This window comes from Acidimicrobiia bacterium, assembly GCA_041676705.1.
Lineage (GTDB): Bacteria > Actinomycetota > Acidimicrobiia > Acidimicrobiales > SKKL01 > Actinomarinicola.
On the sequence record JBAYRL010000002.1, the window covers coordinates 258,059 to 274,589 of the forward strand.

Annotated in this window: 18 protein-coding genes; 8 read left to right on the top strand and 10 right to left on the bottom strand. The window is 55.5% G+C overall.

Translation table 11 applies throughout. The features are described from left to right. Positions 1-136 precede the first annotated feature (136 nt). A complete protein-coding gene (locus tag WC184_04640; GenBank protein ID MFA7477166.1) occupies positions 137-1,174 on the bottom strand; it encodes an LLM class F420-dependent oxidoreductase in 1,038 nt (345 codons plus the stop codon). Between the two features lie 230 nt (positions 1,175-1,404). On the opposite strand from WC184_04640, the gene WC184_04645 reads away from it, so the two are divergent. Then, positions 1,405-2,367 carry an aldo/keto reductase gene (locus WC184_04645; GenBank protein ID MFA7477167.1) on the top strand — a complete coding sequence of 321 codons (963 nt, stop codon included), beginning with the start codon at positions 1,405-1,407 and terminating at the stop codon, positions 2,365-2,367. A 34-nt stretch (positions 2,368-2,401) separates the two neighbouring features. On the opposite strand, the gene WC184_04650 is transcribed toward WC184_04645, so the two are convergent. Both WC184_04650 and WC184_04655 read right to left on the bottom strand, forming a co-directional pair. Beyond that, entirely contained in the window at positions 2,402-3,241 is an 840-nt protein-coding gene (locus tag WC184_04650; protein MFA7477168.1) for a universal stress protein, read from the bottom strand. 76 nt (positions 3,242-3,317) lie between these two features. Then, the gene (locus WC184_04655) at positions 3,318-3,653 is read right to left on the bottom strand and encodes a carboxymuconolactone decarboxylase family protein (protein MFA7477169.1); all 336 of its coding nucleotides are present in this window, start codon (positions 3,651-3,653) and stop codon (positions 3,318-3,320) included. A 216-nt stretch (positions 3,654-3,869) separates the two neighbouring features. On the opposite strand from WC184_04655, the gene WC184_04660 reads away from it, so the two are divergent. Next, positions 3,870-5,099 (top strand): acyl-CoA dehydrogenase family protein, encoded by a 1,230-nt coding sequence (locus tag WC184_04660; GenBank protein ID MFA7477170.1) that lies wholly within the window; start codon positions 3,870-3,872, stop codon positions 5,097-5,099. Positions 5,100-5,247: 148 nt separating this feature from the next. Here WC184_04660 and WC184_04665 read toward each other — a convergent pair whose 3' ends face one another. After that, on the bottom strand, positions 5,248-5,700 hold the full coding sequence (locus tag WC184_04665) for a GNAT family N-acetyltransferase (protein MFA7477171.1): 453 nt from the start codon (positions 5,698-5,700) through the stop codon (positions 5,248-5,250). A 276-nt stretch (positions 5,701-5,976) separates the two neighbouring features. Here WC184_04665 and WC184_04670 point away from each other — a divergent pair, with 276 nt between their 5' ends. Further along, on the top strand, positions 5,977-7,173 hold the full coding sequence (locus WC184_04670) for an acetyl-CoA C-acyltransferase (protein ID MFA7477172.1): 1,197 nt from the start codon (positions 5,977-5,979) through the stop codon (positions 7,171-7,173). 74 nt (positions 7,174-7,247) lie between these two features. Here the strand turns inward: WC184_04670 and WC184_04675 are convergent, their stop codons facing one another. After that, positions 7,248-8,057 carry an acyl-CoA thioesterase domain-containing protein gene (locus WC184_04675; protein MFA7477173.1) on the bottom strand — a complete coding sequence of 270 codons (810 nt, stop codon included), beginning with the start codon at positions 8,055-8,057 and terminating at the stop codon, positions 7,248-7,250. A gap of 20 nt (positions 8,058-8,077) precedes the next feature. Between WC184_04675 and WC184_04680 the strand changes: the two genes are divergently transcribed. Then, positions 8,078-8,926, top strand: a complete 849-nt coding sequence (locus tag WC184_04680) for a PAC2 family protein (GenBank protein MFA7477174.1) — start codon at positions 8,078-8,080, stop codon at positions 8,924-8,926. A 51-nt stretch (positions 8,927-8,977) separates the two neighbouring features. Here WC184_04680 and WC184_04685 read toward each other — a convergent pair whose 3' ends face one another. Then, the gene (locus tag WC184_04685; protein ID MFA7477175.1) at positions 8,978-10,315 is read right to left on the bottom strand and encodes an FAD-dependent oxidoreductase; all 1,338 of its coding nucleotides are present in this window, start codon (positions 10,313-10,315) and stop codon (positions 8,978-8,980) included. Here WC184_04685 and WC184_04690 point away from each other — a divergent pair. From WC184_04690 to WC184_04700, 3 genes are all read left to right on the top strand, one after another. Next, positions 10,314-10,535, top strand: coding sequence for a hypothetical protein (locus WC184_04690; protein MFA7477176.1), 222 nt, complete (start codon positions 10,314-10,316; stop codon positions 10,533-10,535). The genes WC184_04685 and WC184_04690 overlap by 2 nt on opposite strands. Positions 10,536-10,687: 152 nt before the next feature. After that, the gene (locus tag WC184_04695) at positions 10,688-10,924 is read left to right on the top strand and encodes a hypothetical protein (protein ID MFA7477177.1); all 237 of its coding nucleotides are present in this window, start codon (positions 10,688-10,690) and stop codon (positions 10,922-10,924) included. A 3-nt stretch (positions 10,925-10,927) separates the two neighbouring features. Further along, positions 10,928-11,221 (top strand): hypothetical protein, encoded by a 294-nt coding sequence (locus tag WC184_04700; GenBank protein MFA7477178.1) that lies wholly within the window; start codon positions 10,928-10,930, stop codon positions 11,219-11,221. A 102-nt stretch (positions 11,222-11,323) separates the two neighbouring features. Here WC184_04700 and WC184_04705 read toward each other — a convergent pair whose 3' ends face one another. From WC184_04705 to WC184_04720, 4 genes are all read right to left on the bottom strand, one after another. Further along, positions 11,324-11,809, bottom strand: a complete 486-nt coding sequence (locus WC184_04705) for a hypothetical protein (GenBank protein ID MFA7477179.1) — start codon at positions 11,807-11,809, stop codon at positions 11,324-11,326. Between the two features lie 78 nt (positions 11,810-11,887). Further along, positions 11,888-12,742, bottom strand: a complete 855-nt coding sequence (gene larE, locus WC184_04710) for an ATP-dependent sacrificial sulfur transferase LarE (GenBank protein MFA7477180.1) — start codon at positions 12,740-12,742, stop codon at positions 11,888-11,890. Between the two features lie 48 nt (positions 12,743-12,790). Further along, positions 12,791-13,534 carry a hypothetical protein gene (locus WC184_04715; GenBank protein MFA7477181.1) on the bottom strand — a complete coding sequence of 248 codons (744 nt, stop codon included), beginning with the start codon at positions 13,532-13,534 and terminating at the stop codon, positions 12,791-12,793. Between the two features lie 132 nt (positions 13,535-13,666). Continuing rightward, positions 13,667-14,932: an aminotransferase class III-fold pyridoxal phosphate-dependent enzyme gene (locus WC184_04720; GenBank protein MFA7477182.1), complete on the bottom strand. Its 1,266-nt coding sequence runs from the start codon at positions 14,930-14,932 to the stop codon at positions 13,667-13,669. Between the two features lie 158 nt (positions 14,933-15,090). Between WC184_04720 and WC184_04725 the strand changes: the two genes are divergently transcribed. Continuing rightward, entirely contained in the window at positions 15,091-16,413 is a 1,323-nt protein-coding gene (locus tag WC184_04725) for an ABC transporter substrate-binding protein (protein ID MFA7477183.1), read from the top strand. Positions 16,414-16,531: the final 118 nt, after the last annotated feature.

The window sequence follows — 16,531 nt, forward strand, 5'->3', positions numbered from 1 at the left end:
ATGCCAGGTGTTGCAGTAGATGAAAAATAGAACTGGTACCCGATCGGCCATCAGGGCCTTTAGGTACCAGTTCAATCGAGGTAGCGTTGGTGAACCTAACACCTATGGGGTTAGTTCACTTCGGCACCAGGTCTAGTTAAGCGGTCCAAGTCTTGATCTTGTCGATCAGCTCGGCCGGGTTGTCACCCACAGGGGTGATGCGCATTTGGGTCACACCAGCGGCTTGATAGGCCAACACCCGATCCCGCACTTGAGCTTCGTCGCCCACCAGGGCTATGGCGTCAAGGTATTCTTGGGGGATAGCGGCAGCGGCTTCTTCTTTCTTGCCCGAAAGGTAGAGATCTTGAATCTCTTTGGCTTCTTTTTCGTAGCCGTATTGGGCAAAAACATTGTTATAGAAGTTCTTGCTGCGAGCACCCATGCCACCCACATAAAGGGCAATACCAGGACGCTGGGCGTCTTTAAGCTTGGCGGCGGTAGCCTCGTCACAGATGGCTACGGTGCCTCCGCCCACAATATCGAGGCCGCCCAAGGCAGGGTCGCGTTTGGCCATACCAGCATCGATGTCGGCACCCCAAACATCGCGAGCCTTGTCGGGGTGGAAGACCGTGGGCAGCCAACCATCGGCAATTTCGGCGGTCATTTCCACGTTCTTGGGGCCCAAGCTGGCGATATAGATCGGTATGTTTTCACGTACCGGGTGGTTGATGATCTTGAGTGGCTTGGCAAGGCCAGTGCCTTGGTCTTGCGGCAACGGCAAGGTATAAACCTCACCGTCGTGCTCCACCACTTCGCGACGCCACACCTTGCGACAAATTTCGATGACATCTCGGGTGGCGGCCAGCGGCTTGGTGTATGGAACGCCGTGCCAGCCCTCAATTACTTGGGGACCAGAAGCACCCAAGCCCAACACAAAACGTCCCCCTGAAACGGCGTCTAGGCCTGCGGCGGTCATACCGATCAGGGCCGGACTTCGCGAGTAGAGTGGCAAAATTCCCGATGCTAATTCCGCGGTTTCGGTGCGGGCAGCGAGGTAGCCCAAGATGCTCACGGCGTCGAAGCTATAAAGCTCCGCTACCCAGAGCATGTCTACCCCGGCCTTTTCCAAATCTGCGGCACGATCACCGGCGGCTTTTGGGTCACCGGTGTAACTTATCCCCATCCCAATTTTCATGTCCCTAGCCTTACACATTGCTAGAGGTGATGAGAACTAAAACGTACGGGATACGGTTTCTTGTTGAAATTATCACCTAGCGTGACAGCCATGATGAATGTGCCTGGTCCGGGCGGGCGGACGAGACTGAAGGACGTGCAAGAATGCCGTTACTTCCGCACACCTGGAAAGCTCAACTTCGATCTGGGAGGCCCACTATGACAGCAGCACCGACGAACGAAACCACGACAATGCCTTACAATCGTCTTGGCCGATCTGGCCTGCAAGTGAGTGCCCTCTCGTTCGGGTCTTGGGTCACATTCGGTGAACAGCTCGACGTAGGCCTGGCCCGCGATTGCTTGGCCGCCGCCCGAGAAGAGGGCGTCAATTTTTTCGACAATGCCGAGTCATACGCTGGAGGCGAATCCGAGCGGATCATGGGCCAAGCTCTGTCCGAGTTAGGGTGGGACCGCAACTCCTATGTGGTCTCGACCAAGTTCTTTTGGGGCATCGACAAGGGCACGGTCAACATGACCAACACCCTGAACCGGAAGTACTTGAGCCAAGCCATCGACGGGTCGCTAGAGCGCTTCGGGCTTGATTTCATTGATCTAATTTTCTGTCATCGGGCCGATCCCCACACTCCAATTGAAGAAACCGTGTGGGCCATGTCTGACATCATCTCATCAGGTAAGGCCCTCTACTGGGGCACCTCGGAATGGCGGGCCGACGAGATCCGGGCGGCGTGGGACATTGCCGATCGCTACCACCTCCACAAGCCGGTGATGGAACAGCCCCAATATCACCTCTTCGAGCGGCGTCGGGTGGAGCGCGACTATCGCCGCCTCTACGACGACATTGGTCTAGGCCTCACCACCTGGAGCCCCCTAGCGTCAGGCATGCTAAGCGGGAAGTACATTGATGGAGTGCCTGATGGCAGCCGGGCCACCCTGGAGGGCTACGAGTGGTTGCGGGCCGCGGTCACCAACCCCGAACGCAACGCCAAAGTACGCGAGCTGCGCAGTGTGGCCGAGCGTCTCGACTGCACGCTCTCGCAGCTAGCCATTGCCTGGTGCGCCGCCAACCCCCACGTGTCGACGGTGATCACTGGGGCATCCACCCCCACTCAAGTGAGCGAAAACATGGGAGCCAAGCGGGTGCTGGCCGCGCTCACCCCCGACCTTCTCGCCGAGATCGACCAGATTGTAACCTGATGCTGGGCGCTGCGCCCGATGACGACGGTCCCGCTTAGTGGGGTACCACCACGAACGGGCAGGGTGAACAGTCCATTAGGTGCGTCGGCACAGTGCCTAACAACCGGCCGTTCAAACTGACCGCGCCTTTGGTGCCCACTACAAGCACTGCGGCTTGTTCTTCGGTGGCCGTTCTACAAAGCACTTCTTTGGGATCACCGTAGTGCATGATCATACGCACTGGCGTGTTGGTAATTTCAGCCATTTGTGCTTGTAGCTTGTTGGCGTAAAGCTGCACGTCGTGGGGTTTGCGCAAGGTTTCTAGCGATGGATCGTAGGCGCAGACCGCTAAGAGCTGCGTGCCTAGCGATTGGGCCATTTCCCCGGCGAAACTTATAGCAGCCTCGTTGGCTTCGCTCCCGTTGACCCCCACCAACACCGGGCTCGTGAGTAGGTTAGGAGGGTTTGGGGTAACCACCGCTACCGGGCGACCAGCGTGATGCAAAAGCCAGTGTTGGGGCCCGTCGAGGCCAAAACCTCTGGGGCCACCAGCTTCTTCTTTAGCCACCACTAAAAGGTCAGCTTCAATTTCATTGGCTTGTTTAATCAACGCTTGACGAGGGTGGTCGGCCACCACTGTGGTGGTAGGCAAACCGTCGTGTAAGCGTTCTAGTGCTTCTTCAGCGCTAGCTTCGATGCTTGCTTCTCGCGCATCCCAGCTAGTGGGGTTACGTTCAGCAAACGATGGAGTAGCTACTGAGAGCACATAAAGTTCAGCCGAGGAAACATCGGCCAATGTTCGAGCCCAATCTAAGGGGCCTGCGGCGTCGTTCGGATCGCCAAATCCAGCTAAGAGAGTCTTCATTTCGATCACCTCGGACCGTTTGCTCGTCACTCTCTGCCCCTAGTGTACTGGTGGAGCGCCGTTGTGGTTCACAGATTTTTGTTTGATCTCACCGCAAACCGAACCGTTAGTGGGGAATTTCGCCCATGGCGTGTAACGCCAAAGTTGAGTGCGCATAAGCGCCACCGGCCCGCATCTCGGCTGCCACCCAAATGGCTTCCATAATCTGTTCTGGGGTGGCACCTTTGCGTTTAGCCAACTTGGTGTGGCCATTAATGCAATAGGGGCATTGGGTTACATGCGCCACCGCAACAGCAATTAATTGCTTAGTCACTTCATCTAAGGCACCCTCAGCAAACACAGCCTTTGAAAAATTCTCGAAGGCCTCGGTCGGTCCAGGGCTTAGTTCGCGGCGTCGCTGCGCTACTTCTGCGGTGGCTTTGGGATACATATCATCGCTCATGTTTCATCCTCTTCAAATCGGGTCCATAGATAACCGCTAGGGGTAACAGCAACTAACCAGCAGCTACAAAGGTCACCGTACTAGCCGATTTGTATCTTGATGCGATATATAGAGCCTTGTTGAAAACTTCGGCCGTCGAGCGCCTAAATTCCACCTGTTCTACGCTGTACGGTTTGACTCTTCCCCCCAACCCTTTCTCCCCCAAGGAAACCCTCGATGATCGACTGGACTGAAGAACAACAAATGGTGCGCGACGCTGTAAAGCGCTTCGTTGACACCGAGGTTCGACCCAATGTGGAAGAACTTGAGCACGGCGACATGCCGCCGTACGACATCCTGCGCAAGCTGCTGCAGACCTTCGGCATGGACGCTATGGCCCGCGACAGCTTCCAACGACGCATCGAGCGTGAAAAAGCTATTGCGGCTGGCGAATCGGTACCCGAAAAGGAAAGTAATGGAGGTGGTGGCGGCGGCGACAGCCTTAGCCTCATCCCAATTATCGAGTTGTGCCGCGTAGCACCAGGAATGGTTACCGCCATGGGTGTTTCCATGTCGCTCACCTCGGCCGCCATTATGTCTAAGGGCACCATCGCCCAAAAAGAACGTTGGGCACTCGATCTACTCACCATGGACAAGGTTGGCGCTTGGGCTATCACTGAACCCGGTTCTGGCTCCGACGCGTTTGGCTCTATGGCTTCCACCGCCCGACGCGACGGTAATGAATACGTTCTGAACGGATCGAAAACGTTTATCACCAACGGCCCCTATGCAGATACCACCGTGTTCATCTGCAAGCTAGACGAAGGTAACGCCCCCGCCGACCGCAAGATTTTAAGTTTCGTGCTCGACCGCGGCATGCCGGGCTTTGAACAATCGAAACCGCTGCGCAAAATGGGCATGCATTCTTCTCCCACAGGCGAGCTTTTCCTGACCGACGTTCGGGTGGGCATTGATCGTCTAATTGGGGAAACCGAAGACCTTCCCTCTGGCGGGCGCGAAGGGGCGAAAGCAACGTTCCAACAAGAACGCTCGGGTGTAGCCGCCATGGCACTTGGCATCATCGAAGAATGCCTAGAACTTAGCGTGCAATACGCCAAAGACCGGGTGCAGTTCGGTAAGCCCATCGGTGAGTTCCAACTGATTCAAGACAAGCTGGCCCGAATGGAAGTGGCCCGCCTGAATGTACAAAACCTGGTGTTTCGCACCATAGAACTGGGCGCCGCTGGCCGTACTATGACCTTGGCCGAAGCCTCGGCTATGAAACTGTACGCCGCACGGGCTGCCACCGAAGTAGCGCTTGAGGCCGTACAAATCTTCGGAGGGAATGGCTACATGTCTGAATTCCGAGTGGAGCAGCTGGCCCGTGATGCCAAGGTGCTACAAATATATGCTGGTACCGATGAAATCCAAATAACCCACATCGCCCGCGACCTGCTCAACCGCTAGAACCCTCATCGAGAAACAGTCTTCGACACCGAATTCAGGCGCTGATACGCATGAACAAATTACTACGTATCAGCGCCCAATCCATGGGTGAGCGACCGTGTCGGGTTGCGTGGCAGCCTAAGACGGCACATGATCAGGCATTTATGAACTAGGCGCGTAGGGTGTAGCGGTAGACGTTGGTTTCACGGGCCACGAAACCTAAACGCTGATACAAGCGATTGGCTGCTTCTCGTGATGGCCGCGACGTTAAATCCACGGTCACTGCACCCAGTTCTTTAGCCAAGCCCAAAGCGTGTTGGTTAAGCGCATATCCCACCCCGCGACCTCGGGCGGCTTCATCTACCACCACGTCTTCGATCCAGGCACGAATACCGGTGGGAATCGGAAAAACCACCAAGGTTAAGCTGCCAAGAATCCGAGCGGGCTCGCCTTTGGCCACAGCCGAGTCAACCGCCACCAATAAGTGACATGCTGGCGATTCCACCAGCTCTTCGAGCGCTTGTCGTGAAGGAGGAGGGTTAGACCTAGACAGCTGAGGGATCAAGCGGCGAAAAGCCTCAACCAGCTCGTCATCCACCACATCGACTTCTTCGATCTTCACCTAAGGCTTCCTTATTTCTGTAGCGCTCGTAATTGAGCCCATGGTTTGAAACTAATATCGACGTTTGAAACCGACCCAAGGTTAGTTGCCCAACCGCACAAAATGAGCACCGCTGCTACTGCAACCTGTCTAAATGGCGTCGAAAAACGGTCATCGGGCTCTTTTCGTTATGGCCTCTAATTACATGGTGACGCTTTAGGGGATAGTGTGGCAGTCTGGACAGCAAAATTTCAGACCACCGGGGTCTGAACCCGCCACTTTCTCAAGGGGAACCCAATGGCAGAGCAAAATGAAGCGGTCATCGTCGCCGCCACCCGAAGCCCGATTGGGCGAGCCAACAAAGGCTCACTAGTCACCAAACGAGCCGACGAAATGATGGGCGACATTTTGAACGCCGTCATGGAGAAGGTTCCGCAAATAAACAAAGAAGACGTTCAAGACGTCCTCATCGGTAACGTGGCCCAATCAGGTGAAACTGGTTTCAATATCGCCCGTACCGCCACCATTCTGGCTGGCTGGCCACACTCGGTGCCTGGCCATACCATCCAACGTTTCTGCGCCTCATCGCTACAAGGAATTTCCGCGGCCGCCAACTCCATCAAAGTGGGCGAGGGCGACATATATGTGGCTGGCGGTGTAGAAAAAGCTTCCCGTCCTCCACAACCAGAAGGTGCCCCGAAACCTGCTGGCAGCGGCATTGGCCCAGGTGGTTTGAACCCACGCCTCTTGCCCGATAACGCTGATGGCTTCCCATTCGTTTACATTCCAATGGGTCTCACGGCCGAAAACGTAGCTGAAAAATACGGTGTGAAGCGTGAAGACATGGACGCGTTCGCAGCTCTTTCGCAGCAGCGTGCCGTCGCCTCTCAGGAAAATGGCATTTTCGAATGGGAAATCAGCCCAATCACCCTTGATGATGGCACCGTGGCCTCGAAGGACGATGGTCCTCGCCCCGGCACCACCAAAGAGAAACTGGCTGAGCTAAAGCCAGCGTTCAAAGAAGACGGCACTGTTACTGCCGGTAACGCTTGTCCGCTAAATGATGGTGCCGCCGCGGTAGTTCTCACCAGCCGGGCCAAGGCCGACGAATTGGGTATCAAGCCTCTCGTTCGGGTGGTCGCCACCGCCTATTCTGGAAACAACCCTGAAATCATGGGTGTAGCCCCAATTGATGCCATCTCCAAGCTGTTGAAGATGACCGGCATGTCGATCAAAGACATCAGCTTTGTCGAGCTAAACGAAGCCTTCGCAGCCCAGGTACTGCCCATTGTGGATGCCATTGGTATCGACATCGACAAGCAGCTCAACATCCACGGTGGTGCCATTGCACTAGGCCACCCCTTTGGTATGACCGGTGCCCGAATCATGACCACCTTGATCAATGACCTGATCACCGAAGACGGCCAATTCGGCATTGAAACCATGTGTGCCGCTGGCGGCATGGCCATGGCTACTTTGGTAGAACGAATCTAAAAACCTGCGTTAAATAATTATCTTGTAGAGCCCTCCATCCGGGGGCTCTACTTTTTTAAACGTTACTTCTAGCGCTATCTCGTGGCACGCCGTTCGCGCAGCAACGATTCCTGCACGATTGAGACCGCCAGATGGCCATCCGAGCTCCACATTGCTCCACGGGCCAAACCTCTAGCCCCGTGTGCCGCCACGGCACCTAGTTCATAAAGCAGCCATTCATCGGCACGAGCTCGCCGATGAAACCACATGTTATGGTCCAAACTGGCCGTCATGAACTGTCCGTCCCAACGGTCTTCTTTTTCAATGGCGGTCATTGCAGCGGAAACCGGACCCGAATCAGACATATAGACCAAAGCGCAAGCATGAATCACAGGGTCATCGGGCAATTCACCAACCGTTTTCACCCAACGGGCACGCAACACGTCGGCTGAAGCAGGCGAAGAAATTTCACGCTGTAAAAACGGGTGATGGTGATGATGCCGACGGCTATCAGTTAGTTCTTCGGGGTTCGGTGTCTGACCAAGCGGGGATGGCAACTCAAAGTCGTAGCCCGGCTCGGTGGTGTGGAATGAGGCGTCTAGGTTCAAAATTGCTTCGCCGTCTTGTAACGCCACAATGCGCCGCGTTGAAAATGATGCCCCATCACGAATGCGATCCACCAGATAGGTGACAGGCACGCCGTAACGCCCCGGGCGCAAGAAATAACAGTGCAGCGAGTTCACCTCATGGTCAACATGAACCGTGTGGGCCGCTGAACGCAATGCCTGAGCAGCGATCTGACCTCCAAACAAACGACCTTCGCGGCTTTCGTGGCTTCGAGCCTGAAAGATGTCACGATCAATTCGGTCTAGTTCAAGTAGGTCAATCAGGCTAGGAGAAGACATAAGGGATACCGTAGGAGGATATGAGTGCACTCGTATGGCATGACCGTCCAAACCTAAGGCGACCGGTGTTGATTGCGGCCTTTGAGGGCTGGAGCGATGCTGGCGACGCAGCAAGCGGAGCGGTGCAGTATCTAATAGAACAATGGGATGCCAAGCTATTTGCCAGCATTGAAGGGGAAGATTATTTCGACTTCACCGAGGTGAGACCCCGGATCCGTTTCGATGACGATGGTAATCGTGAAGTGGCTTGGCCCAAAAACGAGTTCTATGTTGCGCCTATTCCAGGGGTTGACCGCGACCTCGTAGTACTGAGTGGTAGCGAGCCCCAGCTACGTTGGAAAACGTTTTGCGGTCACATTGTTGAGGTGGCGAAATCGCTAGATACCACCATGGCTTTAACTCTGGGGGCGTTGTTGGCTGAAGTACCCCACACCCGCCCAGTGGCGGTAATGGGTTCTAGCCAAGATGAAAGCTTGAGTGAAATGTATGCCCTCAAGCCGTCGGAATACGAAGGCCCAGCTGGCATAACGTCGGTACTTAACCTGCTACTTCACCAGGCCCACATTCCTACAGCAGCGCTTTGGGCGGCCGTGCCTTCTTACATTCCAGGAGCACCAGCACCTAAAGCCACGCTTTCATTGGTGGAAAAGGCGGTCTCAATGGTGGGTGCTTCCATCAAGACAACCAATCTGGAGATCGCGGTAGCTTCCTATGAACGCCAGCTTGATGAACTGGTGAAAGACGATGACGAAACCGAAGAATATCTGCGGTCTTTAGAAGAGCGCTATGACAGCGACGACACGCCACTTAGTTCAACTTCGTTCATTGCCGAGGTGGAACAGTTCCTCCGCGAACACCCCCACGACTAAGAGCTCTAATCAGCCGGAGTGGTTTTCGAAGCTCAAGCCAGATGGATCCAGCTAGACGCGACCAGCTGCTACACGCGCCGCGGTCGCGATGGGCTCCCACACCGGCGAAAACGGCGGAGCGTAAGCCAAATCAAGCTCCATAACCTCAGCTACGGTCATTCTTGCCGTGAGAGCGGTGGCCACAATGTCGATACGCTTTCCAGCACCCTTACGACCCACGATCTGAGCTCCAAGCAAACGGCCACTGCCTCGTTCGGCCAACATCTTGATGGTCATGCTCTCATTGGTGGGGTAATAGTGAGCCAAGGTGTTCGTTTCCACCGTAACGGCCGCGTATTGGTACCCAGCTTCGGTGGCTTCGGCTTCGTTCAAGCCCGACCGGGCCACTTCTAAATCGCAAACCTTGGTGATGGCGGTACCCAAAACACCGGGGAAGGCGGCGTAGCCACCACCAATGTTGACGCCCGCTATTCGGCCTTGCTTGTTGGCTACCGTGCCAAGGGCAATATGCACTGGTCGTTCCATCACCTGGTGGAACGAGGTGGCGCAGTCGCCAGCCGACCACACACCGTCGGTCTTGGTACGCTGTTGACGATCAACAGCGATTGCCGATTTCGGACCCAGTTCAATTCCGGCTTCAGAAGCCAGCTTGGTGTTCGGTGCAACACCAATTCCTAACACGATCAAATCGGCTTTTATCGGACCATCGGGTGTTAACACCGCGTTCTGTTCAAAACCTTCTACCGGCAGCCCAAGGCGCAGGTTAACGCCAACATCGCGCATGTAGGTAGCTACTAACTCGGCCATATCGGCATCGAGGGTCGACATGACTTGCGCGGCGGCGTCTACCACGGTCACCTTGGCCCCCCGCTCTAGGAAAGCTTCAGCCATTTCTAGTCCGATATAGCCTGCACCAACTACTACCACATTGCGCAGATTTCCTGCCTCAGCTCGGTCAAAGAGAGCCGAAGCGTCGGCCAGGGTTTGCACGCTGTAAATGTTGTCGCCATTAATGCCGGGCAACGGCGGACGAATGGGTGCCGCTCCGGTGGCAATAACAAGCTCGTCATAGCCGAGCTCGAAGGTGCGTTCATGCTCATGGGAACGCACCTCAACCACGCCTCGGTCGGTGTCGATGCTCATGGCTTCGTGTTCCATCCGCACGTCAATTCGTTGCTTGGTGCGGAACTCTTGTGGGGTGCGCGCCACCAAATCTTCAACGTCTGAAATGGCACCCGAAACGTGATATGGAATTCCGCAGGCCGCGTACGAAGTCCACCGCCCTTTTTCAAGGGCAATGATTTCGAGGTTGGGGTCTTGCCGACGAGCTTGGGAAGCTGCTGACATGCCTGCAGCGTCACCGCCAATGATTACTACACGCTTTGACATGACTAATAGGGTACTCGGCCGCGAGAATGGGTCTATGGCTGTGCGCAAAGATTGCCGACATTATTCGCTTCGTACCTTGGCCAATGGTGAAGCGGTACAACGTTGTCGCCTGGGCAGCAACCAAACCGCGCCTTTTGCCTGCCCGGAAGACTGTTTGTTTTTCGAACGTCGTCCGATCACGGGGGCTGGCTGGCAGCGCTACTCTCCCGACTCGCTTTAGTCGGTTAAACCGCCCAAGCATCATCGCTTCCCACGGTCACCACCAGCCGTCGCTTCTCTGGCTCCGCATTGACACGCTATTACACCTCTTTATGTGGGTATGTCCCAACTACCCACTAGTAACAGAAGGATCGCGGCGGTAGAATTAAAGGTATGAGTGAATCAGAAACTCTTCTCGTGAAGGATTCACGAGGTCGCGTGACCATTGGCAATCTCAGCGATGCTGAGCGGTTCCTCGCCTACCAAGATTCAAGCGGCCGTATAATTCTCGAACCAGCGGTCGTGATGACCGCTACCGAAGCAAGGCTTCTTAGCGACCCTGAATTCGCGCGACGTATGGCGAAGGCCGCAACATCCCCCACCGAACCGCTCGACCTCAACGACCTCTAAGTAGTGTTTGGGCTCCAAGCAACCGCGGCCGCACGTCACGCCCTGCGGTCTCTGCGGGACAGCAACGCTGAACTATTCAGCACCGTAGTGGAACGCCTTGAGGAAATTCGCCGTGGCGACGGTCCGGAACACCGCTTAGGTCAGGCATTCCAAATCGACAATGTTGGGCTAGCCCGACTGCTTACTTTTTACGATTTTGAGGCTAGAGCGGATCTGGCAGTGGTCTGGCGACTCGACGATCAGGGCGAGCCACCCTCCATAATCTTGATTTCAGTTGAATATGTGTCCAATGCGTGATCAACAGGTTTCTTTAGCGAGATGCAACCAATTAGCCCACCGGCTCAGGTCGTCTCTATTAAATCCGTATGAAATATACATACCTGTGAGGGCCTGCGGAGCTTAGCTTCGGCGACGCTTTAGATGCACGAAGGCTTTAGCCGCGCCCCACGCCATGCCTAGCTCGTGCAGTTCAGGGGAAACATCGCCAAACGCGGCGGGGTTTAAATCGTAAAGGTCTTCGGGAAAGTTCCGTTCCGCGAACTCGTCGCGCATCACTGGTGGCACGCCCGCTTGGCTCAAAATTGCGGTCGGATATTTAACCGCACTGCGAAGCAGCGATAACGGCGGCACTTGCTGCTGGTCAATATCAAGCGCTAACACTGCCTTTACCTGATTACCAGCTTGCTCTTGAGCCTCGGTTGCCGCCGCCCGCGCGGCTTGGGCCAACTCGGCCGGCAACACATCCTGTTTCGACCATGCCAAATATCGCGATTCAACACAGCCGATCACCCAGTCTGGGATAGCCGTGTAAATGGCGTTTCCCAGTTGCCGAGCGATGGCTGCTAGCTCCGCTTCATCGTCGCTTTGGTTAATCGAGCTAGACATGCTTGAAACCCCAGGATTCGAACTCCGCGGCTAACCCCACTGGTAACGCTGGTTGGAACAACAACTTCAAACCTTGTGTTAGTTGCGGTCGAGAGTGGCCGAACCCGCAGAGGCCGTACCGACACCTGCCTTTTGCAGAGCTTGATTCAGATTGCCGGAACGCAGCCCAGCCAAGTCTAAGGTTACGTATTCGTAGCCTAGGTTGGTGAGAGCATCGACTATCTCTTGGTGGGCAGCGACCATGGCCAAAAATGCTTCAGCTGGTACTTCAATGCGGGCGGTGTCGTCGTAGTGCCGAACGCGAAGCTCGTCAAAGCCCATCCCCCGCAGCACCCGCTCGGCTCGCTCCACCCGGCTAAGCACATTTACGCTGACCGCAGTTCCATACGGTATTCGCGACGCTAGACAAGCGGCCGCCGGTTTGTCCCAAGTGGGCAGGTTCAACAATTTCGAGGCTTCACGCACCATAGCTTTGGTAAAACCAGCTTCGGCCAGCGGAAACACTGCGCCAGCTTCTTTAGCAGCTTGTTGTCCGGGGCGATAGCTATCGGATAGGTCGTCGAGATTAACCCCAAGCGCAATGGTGCCATCGAGTCCGACCATGGGCTCTAGGGCCCTCATCAACGCGTCTTTACACCAATAGCAACGCATCGAATCATTTAGCCGATAAGCAGCCTGTTCCATTTCATCGGTGAACACTTCCAGATATGAAATACCTAGCGATGAGGTGAAGCTGCGACAGCCGTCGCGTTCAAGCTCGGCCAACGAAGGCGACACCGCTGTGACAGCCGTGGCGCGTTCGGGGCCTAATACCTCATGAGCAACGGCGACCAACAAGGCGGAATCTACGCCGCCAGAAAAGCCCACATAGAGCTTGTCGTAGCTGGCGAGGGCGGTTCGAAGGTTAGCTAAGGCTGTTTCTGCGGCAGACATCGTGGCTATTCTGCCGCAGATTCAGTTAAATCACGCCTTAGGCGGCTTTTAACGGCTGGGCCGGGGCAGGCGTGCATGTTCAGGCTGAGGTGTGGTGAGCTGGTAATTATCACCACTCCAGGCCCAAACCAGTTCCACTTCCATATCGGGGCAACACTGTGCCACATCGTGACTGCTGTAGCCCGAAACCACAATTGTTAGTTCGCTTCCCGAAGCATTGGTGCGAAGCGGGGTCCAGTTATCGTTGTATTCGAGCAACGTAGCCGAGGGTGTAGCTTTGTCGGCCGCCTCGGCGTGTTCGTACACAAGCACGGCGCTAGGCGGGGAACCTGCGACAGCTTGGCAACTAACAGCCACTACAGCCACATTCTTGCCAGGGACTGGCTCCACATATGCAAGGGCCTCGCCCACGGTTTGCCCTCCGCAGTCAACCGGATAGTCCAGTGATCGCCAGTCAACCTCAGCCAGCGCAAACCCAGGTTGAGTTGCTGGTGGTTCTTCCTTGTCTCCAGGCTGTTCCACCTCGGTACTGTTCGGCTCGTCGTCTTCCGCAGCTTTAGTGGTGGTGCTTGCTAAGGACTCGGTGGTCGAGCTCTCGTGTTCGTTCGGTTCTTCGGTGGCCGCCGCATTACCAGCGGCGTCATCGGAGTTGTCACCGTCTCGCGTAAATATCAACGCTCCTGCAATTACCAACACCGCCACTATCGCAGCCGACAAAGCCCACCGCGCTGGCGACATTTTTCCGCCCACTCCGCCAGCGGAGTCGTGGGACGTTTCATCCATCCTGCTCATGTTCGGCTCCCGTCGCTAAGGTGCTTGAAATTGTTGAAAGCAGCCGTGAGACGGAACACGTCTAAGCGGCTCCCATGCTGGACGCTTCCGTACGATGGCAGATGGCTAGACTGCCACTCGTGCAGCAACAGTTTAGACCAGGCGTTGTGAGGCAGCTTCGAGGGAATCGACCAGCACACTGACCATAGTGTCAATTTCTTCGTCGGTTACGGTGAAAGCTGGCCCGAACATAATCGCATCGGGAGAGTGGGGCCCTGAATTGGCTGGGTAAATCCACACATTACGTCGCAAGGCTTCACCTACTACCCGTTGGTACAGCGCGGCACCCGGCGATGCGAACTCCACGCCCACCATCAACCCCAGGCTGCGAATTTCGCTAACTAGTTCATTGTTGCCCAAAGCCGCATCTAGGCGTGCATGCAACTTGTTGCCTTGGACAACAACCGCCTCGAGCAGATTCTCTGTATCGATAGTGCGCAACACCGCACTTGCCACAGCGCAGGCCACATCTTGTGCCCCGTAGGTAAAGAACATGAGCGAATCACCATTTGCAGCGATCGGTGCCATCACCGCGTCGGTAGCAAACACCCCACCAATAGGTACGTAACCGCCGCCTAAACCTTTTCCCCCTACCACAATGTCAGCCGGAATTTGCCAATGTTCTAGACCCATTCGGGTCCCGGTGCGTCCAAACCCGGTCATTACCTCATCCAGCACCAACAACACCTGGTAGCGGTCACAGATTTCTCGTACTTCATCCCAATATTGTTGTGAGGCAATTAGAACGCCTGCCGAAGAACCAACCACCGGCTCGGCAAAAAATGCCGAAACGTTCTGTGGACCAAGCTCTAAAATCTTATCTTCAAGAGCTGCCGCATCGTTCCAAGGCACATGCCCCGAGGCTGGGAACATTGTCTCGAATCCTCGCCGACGATCCTCATGCCCACCCAATCCTAAGGTGGCAATGGTGACACCGTGATACGAAGGAAAACGGCCAATTGCCAGGTGTTTGGACGTTCGACCGGCACTCAGATGATGTTGGCGAGCTAGCCGCAAGGCCGTTTCATTCGACTCGGAACCACCACTGGTGAAGCCACCGCGGGTAATTTCTTCGGGCATCCATTCGTCAACCACCTGGTGCAACAATTCCACGCGGGCCGTTGTCGCCCAGGGGGGCAAAACATAGGTGATTTGCTCCATTGCTCGGGCCGCGACGGCCGCTATTTCGCTACGGCCATATCCAATATTGGCCACCACCGCACCACCGCCAGCATCCAAAATTCTCCGGCCATCATCGGTTATCAAGTGACGTCCGGTGGTTCGCACAATGTGAAGCGGTGATGGTCCAGGCACGAATGAATAGCGTTCGGTGCTCAATTCACGACCAGTATTTGCCATATCAATAGATTACAAAACTGTGTCGATCATGTTTCTTGGCATTGCCATAAACCCACATAATTCCTTAATTTCGTTGAGGAAACTCCAGTTCGGGTCTACGCTCTATCCGTTCACGTAAAGTGAATAGTCCGATTGGTGAACGAAAAGAGATTCATCCTATGCGCAGCTCTAGCCGGTTGTGGCGCGTTTTGGCGTTGCTACTTGGTTTCACATTAATTGCCGCCGCTTGTTCAAGTGATGACGATAAGGACAGCGCTCCTTCGTCCTCCTCGACAACAGCGGCCGACGATTCAGACAATGGTGACGACGAAGTTCCCGGCGATCTGGCCGACATTGATACCGATACCCTGACCATTGGTACTCTGTTGCCAGAAACCGGTTCGTTGGCTTTCCTTGGCCCACCCATGACCAACGGTGTAGCCATGGCTATTCGTGACATCAACGAAGCTGGCGGCGCTTTGGGTAACGATGTCGTACTGATCAGCGGTGACGACGGAAGCGACCCCGACGTGGCCAACAACACCGTTGACCGCCTCTTGGGCACCGAAGGTGTGAATGCCATCATTGGTGCCGCCGGTTCTGGTGTCACCTTGCAGGTGGTTGACAAGATCACCGGTGCTGGCGTACTCGAATGTTCACCGTCTAACACCGGTGCCAACCTCCGTAACGCCGGTAAAGACGGCTTCTATTTCCGTACTGCCCCTGCCGACAACCTTCAAGGTCCAGTCTTGGCTGAGTACATTATGGAAGACGGTCACTCTAACGTGGCCATCATCGTGCGTGCCGATGACTACGGTGTAGGTTTCGCTGGTTTCATCGCCGACGCCCTTGAAGAAGGCGGCGCTAGCGTTGTTTACAACGAAAGCTTCGACCCCCAAGCCACCAACTTCGACGCTGAGGTGCAGGCCATCAAGGCCGCCGATCCCGATGCGATTGCACTGGTTTCCTTCGAAGAAGGAATCCAGCTAATCCAGGCTCTCATTGAAGCTGGTATTGGCCCGGACACCATTCCTCTGTATGTGGGTGATGGCTTGGCAACTGGTGACATGGCCGAGCTGATTGACCCTTCAAACCCAGCGGTTGCGCTTGGTATTAAGGGCACCCAGCCATCGGCAGCCCCCGAACTTGGCGCGGCATTCTTCCCCGCTGCGTTCGCTGAGTTTGCTCCTGGCGTCGACAGCATCTATTCGGCTCAGGCTTATGACTGTGCCATCTTGATTGCGCTAGCCGCCCATCAGGCAGGTACCGCTGACCCGGCTGAGATCCGTGACAACATGTCGTCGGTCTCCCAAGACGGCACCAAGTGCGAAACCTATGCCGAGTGTAAAGACCTCATCGATGCTGGTGAAGACATCGACTACGACGGCGCTTCTGGCCCCATCGACTTCGACGGTAGCGACCCCAGCAATGGTGTGTACGAACTGTTCGAGTACGACGATGAAGGCAACATGAATGTCGTTCGCCAAGTAGCTGTTAAATAGTTTCCTTAAGAGGCAACTAGTCAGTAATTAGTGTGGGCCCCACCTCGGGGCCCACACTTCGTTTTGGGGCTAGCACCGGCGGCGGGGATGATTTCTTGGTCCAGCCAACCCATTCCCA